Origin of the sequence: Gordonia sp. (in: high G+C Gram-positive bacteria), from assembly GCF_052106715.1 — a bacterium.
Lineage (GTDB): Bacteria > Actinomycetota > Actinomycetes > Mycobacteriales > Mycobacteriaceae > Gordonia.
This window is the reverse complement of sequence record NZ_JBQEDL010000047.1, coordinates 1-16,579: the sequence shown is the minus strand read 5'-3', so window position 1 is coordinate 16,579 and position 16,579 is coordinate 1. Positions and strand designations below refer to the sequence as shown.

The following is a 16,579-nucleotide window of genomic DNA, read 5'->3' as shown; positions in this document are numbered from 1 at the left end:
CTCATCGCCGGCGGTGAGCGAACGACGTCGAAGTGAGCGGTTGTTATTGAAGGGCCAGGCAAACGAAGAACCCCCACTCACGTGTGAGTGGGGGTGTCGACGTGGCCAGAGTCGGGATCGAACCGACGACCTTCCGCTTTTCAGGCGGACGCTCGTACCAACTGAGCTACCTGGCCAGAGAAGTGTCGGTACCGAAACCGAACCTCAAGCGACCCTGACGGGACTCGAACCCGCGACCTCCGCCGTGACAGGGCGGCGCGCTAACCAACTGCGCCACAGGGCCATATTCATTTGTGCGTTTCGACCTTAGCCGATCAGCTCCCGTTCACCGAATCAGGTGGTGGAGCTTCTCGATGTGAATCGATCTGCGTACCCCCTACGGGATTCGAACCCGCGCTACCGCCTTGAAAGGGCGGCGTCCTAGGCCGCTAGACGAAGGGGGCCGGTGTTGTGTTCCCGCTGGGAGCGAGGACAACTTTATGGCACGCGGTTCGCAAAACACAAATCGCCAGTTCGGACACCATTTCGTGCCCGTGGAGCACCAGCGCACGTCCGCACGCCTCGTCGTTGCTGCCGATCCCATCGATCGACCAGACCCCACCAACCGACAAGAGCCCCCGTGGCTGACGCCGACGGGAGCTCCCCCAGTGCCCCCAGTAGGGCTCGAACCTACGACCTGCGGATTAAAAGTCCGTAGCTCTACCAACTGAGCTATAGGGGCATGCCGCTCAACGCAGCGGTTCTACCTTACATACCGGCCTGCGCACCTCGAAAATGCCCCGAGCTCCGTACCCATTGTGATCAGAGACACTGTAGACCATTCATTCTATGTGACTTACGGTTTCACTTATCTCGGCACAGCCGGCCGACTCACCTGAGGAGATCCGATGGCCCACGGTTCCAGTCGCGCGTTCACCCGAGTCGGTGCTTTCGCCCACCGCCACGCGTGGCTCGTCCTCGGTTTCTGGATCGTCCTCGCCGCAGCGCTGAACGTGACGATCCCCCAGCTCGAGACCACCGTCTCGCAGACCTCGGCCGACTTCCTCCCACAATCACTGCCGGCCAACCAGTACCTCGAGGAGATGTCGCGCGACTTCGACGCGCCGGTATCAAACGCCGTCAGCAGCGTCGTCCTGATCAACGACGACGGCATCAGCTCCGCCGACGAGGCGTATTACAAACGGCTCGTCACCAGTCTCCTCGACAGCGAGGACGTCGCCTACGTGCTCGACTTCGCTGGGCACCCGATCACGCGCGAGGCGGCGGCGAGCCCGGACGGCAAGGCGCTGACCTTGCTCGTCGCGGCCGAAGGATCCGTCGGCTCCACGCGGGCACACCATGCGACACAGGGCATTCGAGCCGAAATCGACGAGGCGGGCAAGCCCGCCGACCTGCAGACCTACTACACGGGCCCCACCGCGACGCTCGCCGACCTGTTCACCGCGATCGACGTGTCGCTGCTGATCATCACACTGGTCTCGATCGGGCTGATCACGCTGATCCTGTTCGCCGTCTACCGACGGTTCGCGACCGCGGCCGTCCCGCTCATCAGCTTGGGCATCGGTCTCGCCGTGGCGCGCCCGGTGATCTCGTTCCTCGGCGGCCACGAGTGGCTGCCCGTCTCGAACTTCACGATCGCGATCATGACCGCTCTAGTCCTGGGCGCGGTGACCGATTATGCGATCTTCACTCTGTCGTCCTATCAGGAGGCCAGACGTCAAGGCCTGCCCGTCGGCGACGCGGTGGCGTCTGCGAGCGGTCGCACCGCCCCGATTCTGGTGGCGTCGGCGCTGACGATCGCGGCGGCCTGCACCTCGATGGCCTTCACCTCGATCGGCATGTTCCGGACCGCCGGTCCACCGACCGCGATCGCCGTGCTCATCGCACTGGCCGTGGCACTGACGCTGCCGCCGGCTCTGCTGTCGCTCGCGGGACGACGCGGCCTGGCCGAACCCGGTCCGTCGTCGGAGAAGCGGTGGCGTCGACGCGGCGCACGCATCATCCGCCACGCAGGCGCGTACGCCGCCGTATCGCTGCTACTGCTGCTTTCGTGTGCAGCCATCCTGTTCACCCATCAACGGAACTGGGACGAATCGTCGATGTTCGTGCACGCGAACGAGTCGACCCGCGGCTATGACGCCGTGTACAAGCATTTCGGGGCCAACGCGATCGCACCCGAGTACCTGCTGATCCGATCCGATCACGACCTCCGTAACACGGCCGATCTCGCGGCTCTCGAACTGGCGGCCGACGCCGTCTCCCGCGTCGACGGTGTCCGCACCGTCCGATCGATCACTCGACCGGACGGGAAGCCGCTCACCGAGTCGGCCGCGGGCTACGTGCCGGGCCAGGTCGGCGACCAGCTCGGCGACGCGTCGAAGCAGCTCGGCGACGCACGCCCGGACCTGCAGCGACTCGCCTCGGGCGTCGGCGAGCTGACCGACGGAGCCGATCAGGCGTCCGCGCGTATGCCGGAGCTGGTCGACGGCACCGATCAGGTGGTGTCGATGGCGACCGGGGTCCTCGACTCGATGGAGTCGGCGGAACGTTTCGTCGACGCCGCGACGGGAGGGAAGTCCGATCTCGCGGGCGCAGCCGGCGAGCTGCGAACCGGACTCGACCGGGTCGCACCCGTCGTCCGTGACCTACGCGAGGCCGCCGACGCGGCGCAGCCGGCCCTCGACGGCTTCGACGAGCTTTTCGGTCCGCTCCTGCAGTCGCGCAGTCCCGCATCGTGTTCGACCGACCCGGCATGTGCAACGGCGCGTGCCGCGTTCGACCAGTTGAACAAGGCGACTGGAGGCAAGGCCCGCCGTACGCTCAACGGTCTCCGCGACGCGGCAGGCGTGCCGGCGCAGGCGTCGCGGCGAGTAGAAACCTCCATTGCTCCGCTGAGGGAACTGCTCGGATCACTGCAGACCCTGCTCGGACAGCTCGACGGACGCTCCCCCGACGAGATCCGCTCCGACCTCGCACGGTTGAAGGCAGGCGTCGGCGAGCTCTCGACCGGAATGACACGACTGTCCGACGGCCTCCATCAGGTACGGGACGGCACCGAGCAGCTGACGACTCTGACAGACGACCTGCACGACGGCCTGCGCCTGGCGACCGACTATCTCTCGGACATGAGTGCGGCGACGTCGTCGGGCGCCGGGCGCGGCTTCTACCTTCCGCCCGAGGCCATGGAGAATCCGCGATTCGTCGAAGGCGCCCGACTGCTGATCTCGCCGGACGGCACCACCGCGCGAATGATGGTGACGTGGGGTGTCAACCCGTACGGGCCAGAGGCGCTCGACCGGGTTCGCGACCTCGCGCCCGCCGCGAAGGCCGCGCTCGCCGAGACAGGGTTGAAAGACGCCGAGGTCACGAACACCGGTCTCGCTTCGCTGTCCGCCGACATGGACGACCAACTGGTCCGGGACCTGCTCGTCTTCGGGCTGGTCGCGATCGTCGCGGTGACGGTGGTTCTCGCGTTCCTGCTTCGGAGCATCGTCGCACCGCTTGTGCTGGTGGTGACCGTGGTCCTCTCGTTCGCCGCGGTGCTCGGGCTGAGCACCCTCGTGTGGCAACACATCATCGGGATTCCGCTCGACTGGTCGGTCGCGCCGGTGTCGTTCATGGCGTTGATCGCTGTGGGCGCCGACTACAGCATGCTGTTCGCGTCCCGGATCCGAGAGGAGTCGGCCGGGCGCGGAATGATGTCCGGAATGATCCGCGGCTTCGGCAGCACGGGAAGCGTCATCACGACCGCAGGCGTCGTCTTCGCGATCACCATGTTCGCGCTGATGAGCGGAACGACACTCAACCTGGTCCAGATCGGTTTCACGATCGGGCTCGGCCTGCTGTTGGACATCCTGGTGGTCCGATCGTTTCTCGTACCTGCGACGATGGTTCTGCTCGGCGACGCGATGTGGTGGCCAAGCAGGAGTGCTCGCGCGTCGTCAGCGCGCTGACTCGACTCCGGCCACAGCTCCGACGGCTTCGACGAGCGGCGGTATGAAGTCTTCGGCTCCAAGCACGCAGCAGGCGTGGCCACCGTCGACCTCGAACCGGCGTGCGCCGGGGATCCCGTCGACGAGCAGTTGCTGTCTTTCGGGCTGGACGATCTTGTCTCGCGTGGACACCACAACGGCTGTCGGAACGTCGATCTCGGACAGCCATGGCCGCGAATCGAACCGCGACATCGCGGCGGCGAACTCGCCTTGGTGACCCAGGTTAGTGGAGGTCATCTGCGCGAACGCCCACCGAATGTGATTGCCCTGCCAGGCGTCGAGTCGTTCGTCGGCGGGTGCCGGAAGGATCTTGTCGACCACCTTGAGCGCCTTCCCGAGCCGTTCTTCGGCGGCGAGCCGGTCCGGATCGATGCTCGAGAAGAACGGCCCCGTCGAGCACAAGACGAGGCCGCCGACGCGGTCATGATGACGCTGCCAGGCGAGCTGAGCGATGCCGCCGCCCATCGAGAAGCCTGCGACGGTGAATCGGTCGATGCCGAGCTGGTCGGCAACCGCGACGACATCGTCGGCACAGTCGTCCAGGGAGAACTCGGCGGAGCGGATGCCACGCCCGTGCCACCTGTGGTCGATGGTGACGACATGGAAGTCTTTGTTGAGCGCGGGAATCGACGGATACCAGCAGAGGATCCCCGACGTGCTGACTCCGTGAAGCAAGAATACGGTCGGCGCGTCGGCAGGCCCGGATTCGGTGATGTACGTGGTGCCGCGGCCGGGGAGTTCGAGTCTCCGGCCGTCGGGAAGGTCGCGGACCGGGTACGGCTTCACCGTGTGGCGCACCGCCCGCTGCGCGGTTCCGAGACCGTTGACGGTGGCATCCCAGAAGCGGGCGCTGGTGCCGTCGGTGGTCTGCGCACTGCGTTCGATCATGGAGAAGAAACTACACCTGCCACCTTGGACGTTTCTGTGAATCCGTATCAATCCCGGCGTGATCTGACATACTGTGCCGTCGTGATCCCTATCGACCGCCCCAAACTCGAAGGCTCGATCGCTGTCGGCGACAAACGCCGTCGACGCATCGGATTCTCCGAGTTCGGATCCCCCGACGGACCGACAATCGTGTGGCTCCACGGCACGCCCGGCGCTCGCCGCCAGATCCCCACGGAGGCACGCGAATACGCGGAGACCCGGGGATTCCGCCTGATCGGCCTCGACCGCCCGGGCGTCGGCTCGTCGACGGCGCACTCGTACTCGTCGATCGCCGACTTCGCGCACGACTTCCAGACCGTGTTGAACACGTTGGGCATCGACCGGTTCTCGGTGATCGGATTGTCCGGCGGCGGACCGTACACGCTCGCCGTCTCCCATGCGCTCCCCGACCGCGTCGTATCGACCGGGATCGTCGGCGGCGTCGCTCCAGTGAACGGATCGGAGGCTGTCGACGGCGGAGCCATGTCGTTGGCCAAGCACGCCGTCGGGCTGATCGACGTCGCAGGCAAACCGATAGGCAAGGCGTTGAGCACGGCCCTGTCCGTGGCGCGACCGATCGCCGATCCGGCGATCGGCTTGTACGCGCGCTTCTCCCCCGAGGCCGACCGTGAACTGTTGGCGCGGCCCGAGTTCCGCGCGATGTTCCTGGACGATCTCCTGCACGGCGGGAGTCGCCGTATGGACGCGCCGTTCGCCGATCTCCAATTGTTCGTCCGCGACTGGGGTTTCCGCATCAGCGACGTCCAGGCCAAGATCGAGTGGTGGCACGGCGACGCCGACAACATCGTCCCGTACGAACACGGCGTCCACATGGTCTCCCTGCTCCCCGACGCCACCCTGCACACGCTGCCCGGTCAGAGCCACCTGAGTGGCCTGAACTGGTCACTCGAGATCATCGACACCCTGCTCGCGTCCTGGGACTGACTCGCTGGTCGAGCCCCCTTACCGCTGGTCGAGCTCCCCTGCTGCTGGTCGAGCTCCCCTGCTGCCGCCGGTCGAGCGAAGTCGAGACCCCCACCACCGCTCGAGATCTCGACTCCGCTCGATCAACAGATAGCACCGCCCCACTGCTGGTCGAGCGGAGTCGAGACCCCCTACCCCGTCGTCGCCAGCGCCGCGGCCAACCCGAGCACCACCGACAGCAGAGCGACCTCGATCCCGGCGTTGCGGATCGACGTCGTCTCGTCGATCCCGTGGCGACGGGCTTTCGCGAGCCACACGATCCGATGTCGGCGGGCAAGTGCCGCCGCGGCGACGAGCAGGACGAGTTTGGCGACGAGGATTCGACCGTAACCGGTGTCCCACCACCCCGCGCCCACCCCGATCCGCGCGACAGCGGCGATGAGTCCGGTGATGGTGAGCACGACGACGACCGGTAGCGCGCGTTCGGAGAACGCCGGCAACGATCGCGCCCATCCACCGCGTCCGCGGACGGTGAGGACCAGGGCCCCGAGGGATCCGACCCACCAGGCTGCGGCGAGCGCGTGCGCACCGACGACGAGCGGCACCCACGACGACTGACCTGCGTGCCCGGTGACAGAGGTGACGAGGATGCCGACGGCCGCGATCGCGGCGACCACATACGCGTTGATCGGCGCGGTTCCGCGCGACGTCCACCATGCCCAGGCGAGGACAGAGAGGGATCCGAGCACGCAGACGACGATCGGGAGTCCGGATTCGACGCCGGTGGTGAAGTCACCGACTCCGACGTCGAAAGCACTGACGCCGACGCGTTGCGCCACTTGCATCCATGCGGCGACGAGGGACGTCGCTCCCCAGACCGCGGCGACAACGGCGACCGCGTCCGGTGAGGGCTCGGCGTCCACGAGGCCGAGCATGCCGAGCCCGAACAGCAGGCTGACGGCAGCGATCGACAGTCCGTCGGCCCAGGCGGACGGCTCCGGGCCGTCAGGCCTTGCGATGAACCAGGCGAGCGCCACGCCAACGACGACGGCGATCGCCGCCGCTGCGGCGACGGTGGCGCGACGACGGGTCATCGAGGAATCAACTGCGGCGACGTACCACGACGAACGCAATGCCCGCACCGACCACCAGGACCACCACGACGACCGGAACAATGATGTACCAAGCCTTCACGCCGCCCTCGCTCTCCGACGGAGACTCGTAGTCCGCGGGCACGGCCGCCCCGGGCGTGCCCGCGCCTGCCTTGGTGAGGGTGAAGGTCGTCTGACCTTGGACGGGGTGCCCGTCGGCTGAGGTCACCCGATAGTTGACCTTGTACTCCCCTTCGGGGCCGAGTCCGTCGATCGGAACCCAGATGTCGCGACCGTCGATGGTCGGCTCGCCCTTCTGCCAGAAGTGGTCGTCGGGCCCGACGATCTTGAGGGTCGCGTACGCCTTCTGCAGGTCTTCATTGAACGTCAACGTCACTCGGTCGGGTGCGGTGTCCAGCGACGCGCCGTCTTCGGGTGAGGCTCCGGTCCGCGCCGAATGAGCCGACGCCGGGCCCGCGAAGAACCCGCCGAGCAGCGCGACGACAGCGACTATGACGGCGATGGCCGTCGACTTCGTGAACAACCGGAACATCACAACACCCCTGACTGGAAATGATTGGAGATGAGTCCATCGTTGCACGGCCACTATCCTGTACGTGTGTCGGTCTACTCACACGGTTTCGCCCGCATCGCGGCCGCCGTCCCCCCTGTCGCCCTCGCCGATCCCGCGGAGAACGCGGCGCGCACCGTCGCTCTCGTGGCGCGCGCGCACGAGGAGGGTGTCGCCCTCGTGGCGTTCCCCGAACTCGGGCTGTGCGGGTATAGCGTCGACGACCTCGTCCAGCAGGACGCACTGCTGGACGCTGTGATGGACGCGTTGATGGAGGTCGTCGCGGCCACCCGGCGGTACTCGCCGGTGGTCCTCGTCGGCGCCCCGCTGCGCATCGACGACGCCCTGTACAACTGCGCGGTCGTCATCCACGACGGCCAGGTGCTCGGCGTGGCCCCGAAGTCGTACCTGCCGAACTACCGCGAGTTCTACGAGCAGCGGTACTTCGCGGCGGCCCGCGACGCCGTCGTCGACACAGTCCCCCTCGGCGACCATGAGGTCCCGTTCGGCGCCGACCTCGTCTTCGAGGCGGTCGACCTGCCCGGTCTGCGCTTCCACACCGAGGTGTGCGAGGACGGCTGGGTGCCGATCCCGCCGAGCACATGGGCCGCACTCGCCGGCGCGACTCTGCTCGTCAACCTGTCCGGCAGCCCGGTGACCGTCGGGAAGGAGGAGTACCGACGCTCGCTCGCCGCCAACCACTCGGCGCGCAACGTCGCCGCCCACCTGTACGTGGCGTCAGGGTTCGGGGAGTCGACCACCGATCTGGCGTGGGACGGCGACGCATTGATCGCCGAGAACGGCGCGATCTTGGCCCGATCGGAGACATTTCAGACGGACGCGCAACTCGTCGTGGCCGACGTCGACCTCGATCGGATCCGGCAAGAACGGTCCCGCATGATCAGCCTGCGCGACCAGGTCGGCGACTTCGCCGACCACGCGCGCGAGCTTCGCCGCATCCCGTTCGAGCTGGACCCTGCCGACCTCGAGTCCACGGGGGCCGCGACCGATCTACGACGCACCGTCGCGCGGTTCCCGTTCGTTCCGACCGGCGTCGCCGATCGCGACGAGCGGTGCCGTGAAGTCCTCGACATCCAGGTGCAGGGTCTGGTTGGACGGTTGAACGCGACCGGCATCGGCAAGGTCGTCATCGGCGTCTCCGGAGGGCTCGACTCGACGCTCGCGCTGCTCGTCGCCGCAGCAGCCTTCGACCTGCTCGGGCTCCCTCGCTCGGACATCCACGCGTACACGATGCCCGGGTTCGCGACGGGCGACGCGACGCTCGCCCGTAGCCACGTCCTGATGGACTCGCTCGGCGTCACCGGAAACGAGCTGGACATCCGGCCGTCGTGCATCCAGATGCTCACCGATCTCGGGCACCCGTTCTCCGACGGCGAGCCCGTCTACGACGTCACCTTCGAGAACGTGCAAGCAGGCGAACGGACCTCGCACCTGTTCCGGCTGGCGAACTATTTGGGCGGCATCGTGCTCGGGACCGGCGACCTGTCCGAGCTCGCGCTCGGCTGGTGCACGTACGGGGTCGGCGATCAGATGTCTCACTACAACGTGAACGGCTCTGTCCCGAAGACGCTGATCCAGCATCTGATCCGGTGGAAGATCGCGACCGGCGGCTACCCGGATGCGACGGTCGGCGCACTGCGCGAGATCGTCGACGACGTCATCTCACCCGAACTCGTGCCCGCCGACGCGGACGGAAACGTGCAGAGCACCGAGGACACTGTCGGACCGTACGAACTACACGACTTCTTCCTCTACCACCTGACCCGTTTCGGCTACCGGCCGTCGAAGGTCGCTTACCTAGCGCGTCAGGCGTGGGGCGACAAGACCCGCGGACCGTGGTCGGACATGCTGAGCGAGGCACAACGCAACGAGTACGACGACGCGACCATCGCCAAATGGCTCGAAGTGTTCTTGAAGCGGTTCATGGCCAACCAGTTCAAACGGACGGCGATGCCCAACGGACCGAAGATCGGCTCCGGCGGCTCCCTCTCCCCGCGCGGCGACTGGCGCTCCCCGTCGGATGCCCCGTCGACCGCCTGGCTCCAGGAGCTCCACGGCGACGCCTGATCGCTGATCCTCGCTGATCCTCGCTGATCGAGCGAAGTCGAGATTCCCTTGCGCACGTTGCGGTCTCGACTCCGCTCGACCAACGGAGGGGGCCGGATTCCTCGTGCCCCGGCCGCCCGATCAACAACCGGCCGCCCGAGCAACAACCGCTGGTCGAGCGAAGTCGAGACCCTCAGTAAATCGAGATCAGCAGGTCCAGACCGTCGGCCTGGCACAGGCGGTGAATGTTCGCCACGTCTGCGAACGCGGCGCGCAACCGTTCGGCGGGGCGGTCGGTCCAGTCGTCCGGGTACACGTCGGCGTCGGTGAACGCAGCGAAGTCGGCGTCCCCCACGAGCGCGTCAATGTCGACTGCTTCAAGTGCGGCGATGATCCGCGACAGGTCGTCGTGCGGGGTCACTCCGACGAGTTCGTCGCTTTCGAAAGCGTAGACGCCGACGACGGCTTCACTGAGCGGATCATCCTCGATCGGCTCAGCGGCAAGGGCTCCTGTTAGGAGAAAGTGCAGACCATCCCACGCGGTGTCGATGTCGGCGGATGGCGCCCCGGCGGCCAGCACGCTGTCGACATAGCTGACCGCATCGTCGGGGTCGACGTCGCCCAGCCGGTCGGCGAGACCGACGGGCACGCCCGCATAGACGGCGAGTACCCCCACCTCAGACCTCCGACTCGTCGAGCGTCTCGCCACGGTCGACTGCATCGATCAGCAGCGCGAGCTGGTCGTGGAAGGCGCGCGCCATCGCCGAGATGTCGTTCGCGAGATCGGTGCAGGTCAACAATCCGACGTTGAGTTCCGTCCCCGCCGAGAACACGGTCATGTTGAGGCCGAGTCCGTGGAAGATCGGGGCGAGCGGATACACCGATTCGACGCGGCCACCCAGCAGGAACATCTCGGCCGACGGGCCGGCGACGTTGGAGACGATCGCGTTGAAGATCGGCGGGTGCAGGGCGGCGACTCGCCGATCGCCGTATAGGCGCATGAGGAGGGCCATCGAGTTACCGGGCGCGAATTCGGCGTATGACCGCAGCATGTTGTCGTCGATCTCGCGGAAGTGTTCCTTCGAGAGGCTCGCGTACTCGCGTGCCACGCGGATCCGTTCGACGGGGTCGGCGACATTCGACGGAAGTCGAGTGAACATGCCGTTCACCTTGTTGGTGCCGGACTCGACGAGATCCTTGTCGTCGGCGCCGCGCACGGACACCGGCACGAGTCCGACGAGCGGATCGTCGGGCAGTTCGTCGTGGGCTTCGAGGTATTCGCGGAGCGCTCCGCCCGCCATCGCGAGGACGACGTCGTTCACCTTGACGCCGAAATGCTCTTTCACGCGTTTCACGTCGGCGAGTGGGAGTTGGGTCATCGCGATGGAGCGCCGCGCGGAGAGCGGCGCGTTGAACCTGGTCTGCGGGGCGAGGAACGGTGCGGGCATGCCCTGACCGCTACGGACGCGGCGGAACCATTCGAACGGGACAGGCACCGTCTTCGGGATGAGTTTGAGAGCGGCCACCGGGCGTTGGAGGAAGACGTTGATCGCACCGCCGAGCGCGAGGTCTCGGCGCGACGCGGACCCGGCACTCGCCGCCACGCGGTCGGGATCGAGTTCGGGCGGCTCGGGTGTCGCGGTGACGAGCTCGCCGAGCAGGTCGGCGACCGTCGCGCCGTCGACACATGCGTGGTGCATGCGGAACATCAGGGCGATCTTGCCGTCCTCCATGCCTTCGAGGATCCACAGGTCCCACAGCGGCTTCTTGCGGTCGAGCACTTGACCGATCAAGTGGCCGCACGTCTGCGCGAGCTCGTCGACCCGGCCCGGCGACGGCACCGCGATCCTGTGGACGTGCCGCTCGATGCGAAAGTCGTCGTCCTCGATCCAGACGGGGTGATCGACGTTGGTGAGCGAATCGGCGAGCCTGCGACGAAGCGACGGAAGTGCGGTGACACGACGAGCCATCTCGTTGCGCATCGTGGCGAACGTGTATCCGCCCGGCACGGTGGACGGATCGAGTTGGACGATCGCGGCGACGTTCATCACCTGGGACGGCGTCTCCAAATACAGGAATGAGGCGTCGAGCCCGCTCAGTCTCTCCATGCCACAAACCTCTGTCGTCGTGCGTCTTGCCAGCCGCCGCTGGTCGAGCCTTTCCCGCTGGTCGAGCCCTTCCCGCTGGTCGAGCGGAGTCGAGACCCCAGCCACCACCACCCTCAGAATAGACCCGCGCGCCGGCACTGCGAGCGGCGGTCACGGACTGCGAAACGCGACGCGCCCCCACCGACAGGTGGGGGCGCGTCGACACGGTTAAGCGGAGGCCTGCGTCAGGCGCTGGCCGTCTCCTTCTTGGCGGCTTCGCGGGCCAGAAAACGGTCGCGCTGCTCTTCGAAACGCTTGGCGTCGACCTCGGTCTTCTCGAGGTAGGCGGCGAGTTCCTCACGGGCCTGCTCGCCTCGTGCGGTGAAGTCGGTGCGCTCGAAGATCTTCCACTTGCGCATCACCGGCCACACGACGTCGTCGAGGTGCTGGCGGATGTCGTAGATCCCGTGCTTGGCCATCATCAGGCTCATCCGGCGGAAGTTCGGCATGCCGATGCCCGGCATGTCGAAGTTGGTGACGACGCCGGTGATGGCTTCCATCGCCTGGTCGGGCGCGAGGTCGAGCGCGGCAGCACAGATGTTGCGGTAAAAGATCATGTGCAGGTTCTCGTCGGCCGCGATGCGCTGCAGCATCCGGTCGGCGACGGGGTCGTTGCACGCCTTGCCGGTGTTCTTGTGGCTGACGCGGGTGCCGAGTTCCTGGACGGCGACATACGCGACGCCGCGGAGCAGGCCGTTCAGGTCGTCCGAGTGCGCGCCCTTGGTCATGTTGGCCATACGGTCGTTCTCGAGAGCCACAGGGTCCACGCCGCGCGTGACTACGAGGTAGTCACGCATCACGATGCCGTGGCGGTTCTCCTCCGCGGTCCACCGTCCGACCCAGTGACCCCACGCGCCGTCCGGCGAGAAGTACTCGGTGATCTCACGGTGGTACGACGGGAGGTTGTCCTCGGTCAGGAGGTTAAGAGTCATCGCAGCCTTGGCGACCGGGCTGAGCTGGGACTGTTCGGGATCCCAGTCGTCACCGCCCATCGCTGCGAAGTTGCGGCCCTCGTCCCACGGCACGTAATCGTGCGGATGCCAGTCTCGCGAGAGCGACAGGTGCCGGTTCAGTTCAGCTTCGGCGGCCGGCTCCAGTTCGGTGAGGAGTTGGACTTGAGTGAGGTCGGGCACGGGCTGATGCCTCCTGGAATAGTAGGCCTGTGACCCACCGCACAATAGGACAGTTGAGTTCGGGTTGCAACTTCTGCGATGGGATGTGTCATCCGATCACACCGCGAGTCACAGCTAAACCGAGTCTGCATAGAGCGGGACGGCGACGACCTCGACGTTCTGAACGTTGTTCGTCGCGAGGAGTCCGCGCACCGCGTCGGCGGTCCGCGCTTCGGCGAACACCATGCGGACCGGTTTGTCGCCCGCTGCCGTCCGCGCGTCGCGCGCCTGAGCCAGGATCTGTTGGGTGCCCGGCCACGACTGGTCGAGCGCGCCGTCCGCCCCGATATGGGCGTCGTACCCGGGCCCGTGCGTCAACAGCATCGTGCCGTCCTTCTCGCGTCCGTCGAACGAGAAGTCGCCGACCTTGTACACGTACCCGGACGCCACGAGGGCGGTCTGCCGGTTGTAGCGCCGAGCCTCCTCGGTCGCCTTGGGCGCGGTCATTACCCAGCCCTGAGACGACGCGCTCACGGAGATCCCGGTCTGGGTCGTGGCATCGAGCAGCGCCGGGTCGAGCTCGCCGTTCACGGTGAGGTTCATGCGCGAGGACGAGTTGACGTCCGCATTCCGTGAGAACGGCACCGAGCAACTCACCCGACCGCGACCGTTCACCGGCATCGATCCCGTTGCGTCGCACTTGCCGATGTCACGGCCGTTCGAGGTCATCGACGCCGTCAGCGCGATCGCAACAGTCCCCCGGTCCAGGCCCGGGGCCGTGTTCGCGAGATTGTAGGTGACGACGCAGCGCGCACCGCCGCAGTCGAGTCCGCCGTCGGGGTCGGCGACGACGATCTCGCGGGAACCGATCTTTCCGTTTTGCACCTGGCTCTTCGCGCTCGAGTAGAACTCTCGCATCGCGGCGACGTCGAGCGGGGCCACCGTCAGGTCCGCCTCGACCTTCGCCAAATCCCCGCCGTAACCCCTGCCGAGCGGGCCGCGAAGCGCCGCGGCGGTACCGTCGGAGGCGACACCGACGGTCATCGCGTTCGCCTGGTAGCGGCGCTCTCCTTCGATCCCGCCGTCCGCGTCCTCGACGTCGACCTCGGACACTCCGACGGGGTCGACGCTGTCGTTCACTCGACGGTCCGGCGTCTCGCCGCCGCGCGTGAGCGGAGTGCCCTTCACTTCGGTACTGCCGAGGCTGGTGTCCTGCTGTCGCAGCACCGCACCGAGACGAGCCGGTCGCAACGCATCGCGGAGGTCGATTCCGAGGGCCGCCTGGTCGATCGCCACCCATCTACCGGTCGGCGTCGCTTCGGTGAACACCCCTGCCGGCTGCTTCTTACCGGTCCGCTCCCGCCAGAACTCCTTGTCGCCTTTGGCGAAGGTCTTGCCGGCGATCTGCAACCACTCGGCCTTGCCGTGGCCGTCCTGACTGACGTTTCCGTGCACATCGCCAGCGGTCGTCACTGTCAGATCGCTGACCTTGAGTCTCACGCTGCCGTCTTCGAGCGTCGAGGTGATGGTGCCGTTATATTTCACGGCCGGAGCGTCGGCCAGCGACGTCGATGCCTTCACGAGTCCCTGCAGCGCCAGCATCTCCTCGTCCGGAACGGCCGTCCCGTCTTTGGACGGGGTCAGGACGCCTGACAGAGTCACGGCCAGTACGACGATCACCGCTGCTGCGACGCCACCTGCGGCCAGAAGGTTCTTACGCACGGATCGGCTCTCTCCACCTGATCAAGGATACGGTCACTTCAGATCGATCCTCGCATGATCAGGCCCCATACGAACCATTCGCGCCATTCGAGCAGCGGACGGGACACCGCCTCTAGGCGAGAAGGGGTATCGGGTCTGAGTCGGACGTCGTGAGGAACGATTGAGGTCAGGCTAACTCGTCGATCTCCCGTGCGAGATTCTCTCGTGCCGGAGCCTCCCATCGTCGGCGTGCCTGCGGCGAGCGGAACAGTGCGTCGGCAGCGACGAATCCGGTCAGGATCTTGCGACGTCCGGGACGGAACACCTCGTCGGGCACGAGGTGATACTCCTCCCGGACATCAGCCGCGTACTCGTCGTACCGCGCGGGGGCGGACCCGAGGACAGGCAGGTCCGCGTCCGACAACGCGATCCCGTTGCGGTCGTCGGGAGTCGGGTCGTGTGTGAGCGTTAGCTCGACGAGCCGGGCCACCTCGCCGACGTCCGAGTCTTCCACGAGTAGACGCCGTGCGAGGTCGGCGGAATCGTGCTCGTTATCCGAGCTGAGCGGTTCGTAAACCGCGTCGTGGAACCATGCAGCAAGTACGACAGGTCGCACATCGAATACGAGACCCTCATCGTGGAGCAGCGTCAGAGCGGCGAGCACCTCGTTGAGGTGGCGGCGATTATGGTGGCGACGGTGTGGCTGGCCCCAACCGTGCGAGCAGATCTGCCTCGGTTGCCTCCGGAATCCCGACGTTCATGATGCGATCGTAACCAGTGGCCACAGCGAAGAACCGTCATCATCGATCACGTAAAGCGTGATGCTTGCATCGGTCGTGGATATGCGCCATGCCCCGGACTCTTACTCGAGTGATGCTAGGCTTCCGCCTGCTATTTATGCGTTACGTTCATTAACGTCCATTTGACTGGAGGGTTCCATATGCGTTTCAAGAAGTTCGCTGCGGTGGTTGCGGCCACTGGTGCACTGACCTTTGTCGCTGCATGCAGTGACGACACAAGCAGCGACGCGACGAGCAGCGACTCGTCATCGCAGACGGATGCTGGCTCGTCCGCACTCCCCGAAGGGTTTCCGACCGACGTTCCCGTAGTCGGCTCGGAATACAAGCCGTACGACGCGCCGGCAAGCAATGCCGTCGGCATGGAGGTCGTCGGAGCAACCGCGACATCGTTCGACGAAGCCGTTCAGAAGTTGAAGGACGCCGGCTACACCGAGGAGAGCGCACCGAGCGGCGATCCGTCCATGCGGACGGCAACGTACACAAACGCGAAGCACATCGTCGGAGTCGTCGGAGTCGAGGTCGGTGGCGAGTACCGCGTCACATACAACGTGGCACCCGCAAGCTGAGAGAAGCCGCCCGACGGCGCTGCCCGGTCGACCTACTAGGGGCGATCGGGCAGGGGGGCTCTTCGTCTCTCAGAGTGCGTTGATGCGTTCGGCGAGCTGGGCGGAGTGCAGTAGGGATCGCAAGATGTAGTGCTCGAGGTTTCGGAAGCCCTGCGCGATCCCGCGCAGGTGCTCGAGGCGGCCGTTGATTGCTTCGACGGGCCCGTTCGAGACGCCGGGGACTGATGCACGGGTAGGTGTCAGCTGGGGTTAGGCCACCGGGCTGACGGTCGGGTTCATGATGGTCTCGTACTCTCGATGGGGGTCAATCGGCCCAGGCGGGCCTGTCGGCGGCGTCGGTGGTAGGTCCGCTCGACCCAGGTGATGATCGCGATTCGAAGCTCTTCTCGGGTTCGCCATCGACGGCGGTCCAGGACGTTCTTCTGCAGCAGCGCTAAGCAGGACTGTGACACTTAAGACGCTCTTCGGGTCTGAGAGTGCGTGGGTGAGGTTCGCGTAGTTCGCAGGTGTCCACAACATGTAGACGGGCCCTGGAGTGTGAGAATGGAAGTTCCTACACAAACAAACTCACCCACCAGGAGAGCCTGTCAAGTTTTTCTGAATCGCCCCGGCGTGTCCGGAGACTTTGGTGTGTCCCGGGTTCCGTGGGGTCGAAGAGTCTTGGATTCTGGTGTCTGACAT

General features: G+C 66.1%; 12 protein-coding genes, 4 tRNA genes and 2 pseudogenes. 4 read left to right on the top strand and 14 right to left on the bottom strand.

What is annotated here, in order from left to right; translation table 11 throughout:
• Positions 1 to 102: 102 nt before the first annotated feature.
• The 4 genes from ACTIMF_RS17315 to ACTIMF_RS17300 all read right to left on the bottom strand — a co-directional run bounded on the left by ACTIMF_RS17315 (position 103) and on the right by ACTIMF_RS17300 (position 721).
• Positions 103 to 176, bottom strand: a tRNA-Phe gene (locus ACTIMF_RS17315).
• A 33-nt stretch (positions 177 to 209) separates the two neighbouring features.
• Positions 210 to 283, bottom strand: a tRNA-Asp gene (locus ACTIMF_RS17310).
• Between the two features lie 87 nt (positions 284 to 370).
• A tRNA-Glu gene (locus tag ACTIMF_RS17305) sits at positions 371 to 443 on the bottom strand.
• A 205-nt stretch (positions 444 to 648) separates the two neighbouring features.
• Positions 649 to 721, bottom strand: a tRNA-Lys gene (locus ACTIMF_RS17300).
• Between the two features lie 166 nt (positions 722 to 887).
• Between ACTIMF_RS17300 and ACTIMF_RS17295 the strand changes: the two genes are divergently transcribed.
• Positions 888 to 3,953, top strand: a complete 3,066-nt coding sequence (locus ACTIMF_RS17295) for an MMPL family transporter (RefSeq protein WP_442351520.1) — start codon at positions 888 to 890, stop codon at positions 3,951 to 3,953.
• On the opposite strand, the gene ACTIMF_RS17290 is transcribed toward ACTIMF_RS17295, so the two are convergent.
• Complete coding sequence (locus tag ACTIMF_RS17290) at positions 3,942 to 4,877, bottom strand: alpha/beta fold hydrolase (RefSeq protein WP_442351523.1); 936 nt, start codon at positions 4,875 to 4,877, stop codon at positions 3,942 to 3,944. The genes ACTIMF_RS17295 and ACTIMF_RS17290 overlap by 12 nt on opposite strands.
• Positions 4,878 to 4,961: 84 nt before the next feature.
• On the opposite strand from ACTIMF_RS17290, the gene ACTIMF_RS17285 reads away from it, so the two are divergent.
• On the top strand, positions 4,962 to 5,864 hold the full coding sequence (locus tag ACTIMF_RS17285; RefSeq protein WP_442351519.1) for an alpha/beta fold hydrolase: 903 nt from the start codon (positions 4,962 to 4,964) through the stop codon (positions 5,862 to 5,864).
• A 170-nt stretch (positions 5,865 to 6,034) separates the two neighbouring features.
• Here the strand turns inward: ACTIMF_RS17285 and ACTIMF_RS17280 are convergent, their stop codons facing one another.
• Both ACTIMF_RS17280 and ACTIMF_RS17275 read right to left on the bottom strand, forming a co-directional pair.
• Complete coding sequence (locus tag ACTIMF_RS17280; RefSeq protein WP_442351518.1) at positions 6,035 to 6,937, bottom strand: CopD family protein; 903 nt, start codon at positions 6,935 to 6,937, stop codon at positions 6,035 to 6,037.
• A gap of 7 nt (positions 6,938 to 6,944) precedes the next feature.
• Entirely contained in the window at positions 6,945 to 7,487 is a 543-nt protein-coding gene (locus tag ACTIMF_RS17275; RefSeq protein ID WP_442351517.1) for a copper resistance CopC family protein, read from the bottom strand.
• A gap of 66 nt (positions 7,488 to 7,553) precedes the next feature.
• On the opposite strand from ACTIMF_RS17275, the gene ACTIMF_RS17270 reads away from it, so the two are divergent.
• Positions 7,554 to 9,593 carry an NAD(+) synthase gene (locus tag ACTIMF_RS17270; protein WP_442351516.1) on the top strand — a complete coding sequence of 680 codons (2,040 nt, stop codon included), beginning with the start codon at positions 7,554 to 7,556 and terminating at the stop codon, positions 9,591 to 9,593.
• Positions 9,594 to 9,765: 172 nt separating this feature from the next.
• Here ACTIMF_RS17270 and ACTIMF_RS17265 read toward each other — a convergent pair whose 3' ends face one another.
• From ACTIMF_RS17265 to ACTIMF_RS17245, 5 genes are all read right to left on the bottom strand, one after another.
• Positions 9,766 to 10,248 carry a DUF1877 family protein gene (locus ACTIMF_RS17265; RefSeq protein WP_442351515.1) on the bottom strand — a complete coding sequence of 161 codons (483 nt, stop codon included), beginning with the start codon at positions 10,246 to 10,248 and terminating at the stop codon, positions 9,766 to 9,768.
• Between the two features lies 1 nt (position 10,249).
• Positions 10,250 to 11,680: a WS/DGAT/MGAT family O-acyltransferase gene (locus ACTIMF_RS17260; RefSeq protein ID WP_442351514.1), complete on the bottom strand. Its 1,431-nt coding sequence runs from the start codon at positions 11,678 to 11,680 to the stop codon at positions 10,250 to 10,252.
• 224 nt (positions 11,681 to 11,904) lie between these two features.
• A complete protein-coding gene (locus ACTIMF_RS17255; RefSeq protein ID WP_442351513.1) occupies positions 11,905 to 12,852 on the bottom strand; it encodes an acyl-ACP desaturase in 948 nt (315 codons plus the stop codon).
• Positions 12,853 to 12,966: 114 nt separating this feature from the next.
• Positions 12,967 to 14,553 carry a hypothetical protein gene (locus ACTIMF_RS17250; RefSeq protein ID WP_442351512.1) on the bottom strand — a complete coding sequence of 529 codons (1,587 nt, stop codon included), beginning with the start codon at positions 14,551 to 14,553 and terminating at the stop codon, positions 12,967 to 12,969.
• 166 nt (positions 14,554 to 14,719) lie between these two features.
• Positions 14,720 to 15,148: an HD domain-containing protein gene (locus ACTIMF_RS17245; RefSeq protein WP_442351511.1), complete on the bottom strand. Its 429-nt coding sequence runs from the start codon at positions 15,146 to 15,148 to the stop codon at positions 14,720 to 14,722.
• 324 nt (positions 15,149 to 15,472) lie between these two features.
• Here ACTIMF_RS17245 and ACTIMF_RS17240 point away from each other — a divergent pair, with 324 nt between their 5' ends.
• On the top strand, positions 15,473 to 15,898 hold the full coding sequence (locus ACTIMF_RS17240) for a hypothetical protein (protein WP_442351510.1): 426 nt from the start codon (positions 15,473 to 15,475) through the stop codon (positions 15,896 to 15,898).
• Between the two features lie 69 nt (positions 15,899 to 15,967).
• Here the strand turns inward: ACTIMF_RS17240 and ACTIMF_RS17235 are convergent.
• Both ACTIMF_RS17235 and ACTIMF_RS17230 read right to left on the bottom strand, forming a co-directional pair.
• A pseudogene (locus ACTIMF_RS17235) lies at positions 15,968 to 16,117 on the bottom strand (transposase); the annotation flags it as partial.
• Positions 16,118 to 16,173: 56 nt separating this feature from the next.
• Positions 16,174 to 16,344: pseudogene (locus tag ACTIMF_RS17230) on the bottom strand (IS3 family transposase); the annotation flags it as partial.
• Positions 16,345 to 16,579: the final 235 nt, after the last annotated feature.

What these genes read in the sequence shown, in the direction of transcription:
- ACTIMF_RS17295 (WP_442351520.1), top strand. Translation starts at nt 888, where the DNA reads ATGGCCCACGGTTCCAGTCGCGCGTTCACCCGAGTCGGTGCTTTCGCC.
- ACTIMF_RS17280 (WP_442351518.1), bottom strand. Translation starts at nt 6,937, where the DNA reads ATGACCCGTCGTCGCGCCACCGTCGCCGCAGCGGCGGCGATCGCCGTC.
- ACTIMF_RS17275 (WP_442351517.1), bottom strand. Translation starts at nt 7,487, where the DNA reads ATGTTCCGGTTGTTCACGAAGTCGACGGCCATCGCCGTCATAGTCGCT.
- ACTIMF_RS17260 (WP_442351514.1), bottom strand. Translation starts at nt 11,680, where the DNA reads ATGGAGAGACTGAGCGGGCTCGACGCCTCATTCCTGTATTTGGAGACG.
- ACTIMF_RS17240 (WP_442351510.1), top strand. Translation starts at nt 15,473, where the DNA reads ATGCGTTTCAAGAAGTTCGCTGCGGTGGTTGCGGCCACTGGTGCACTG.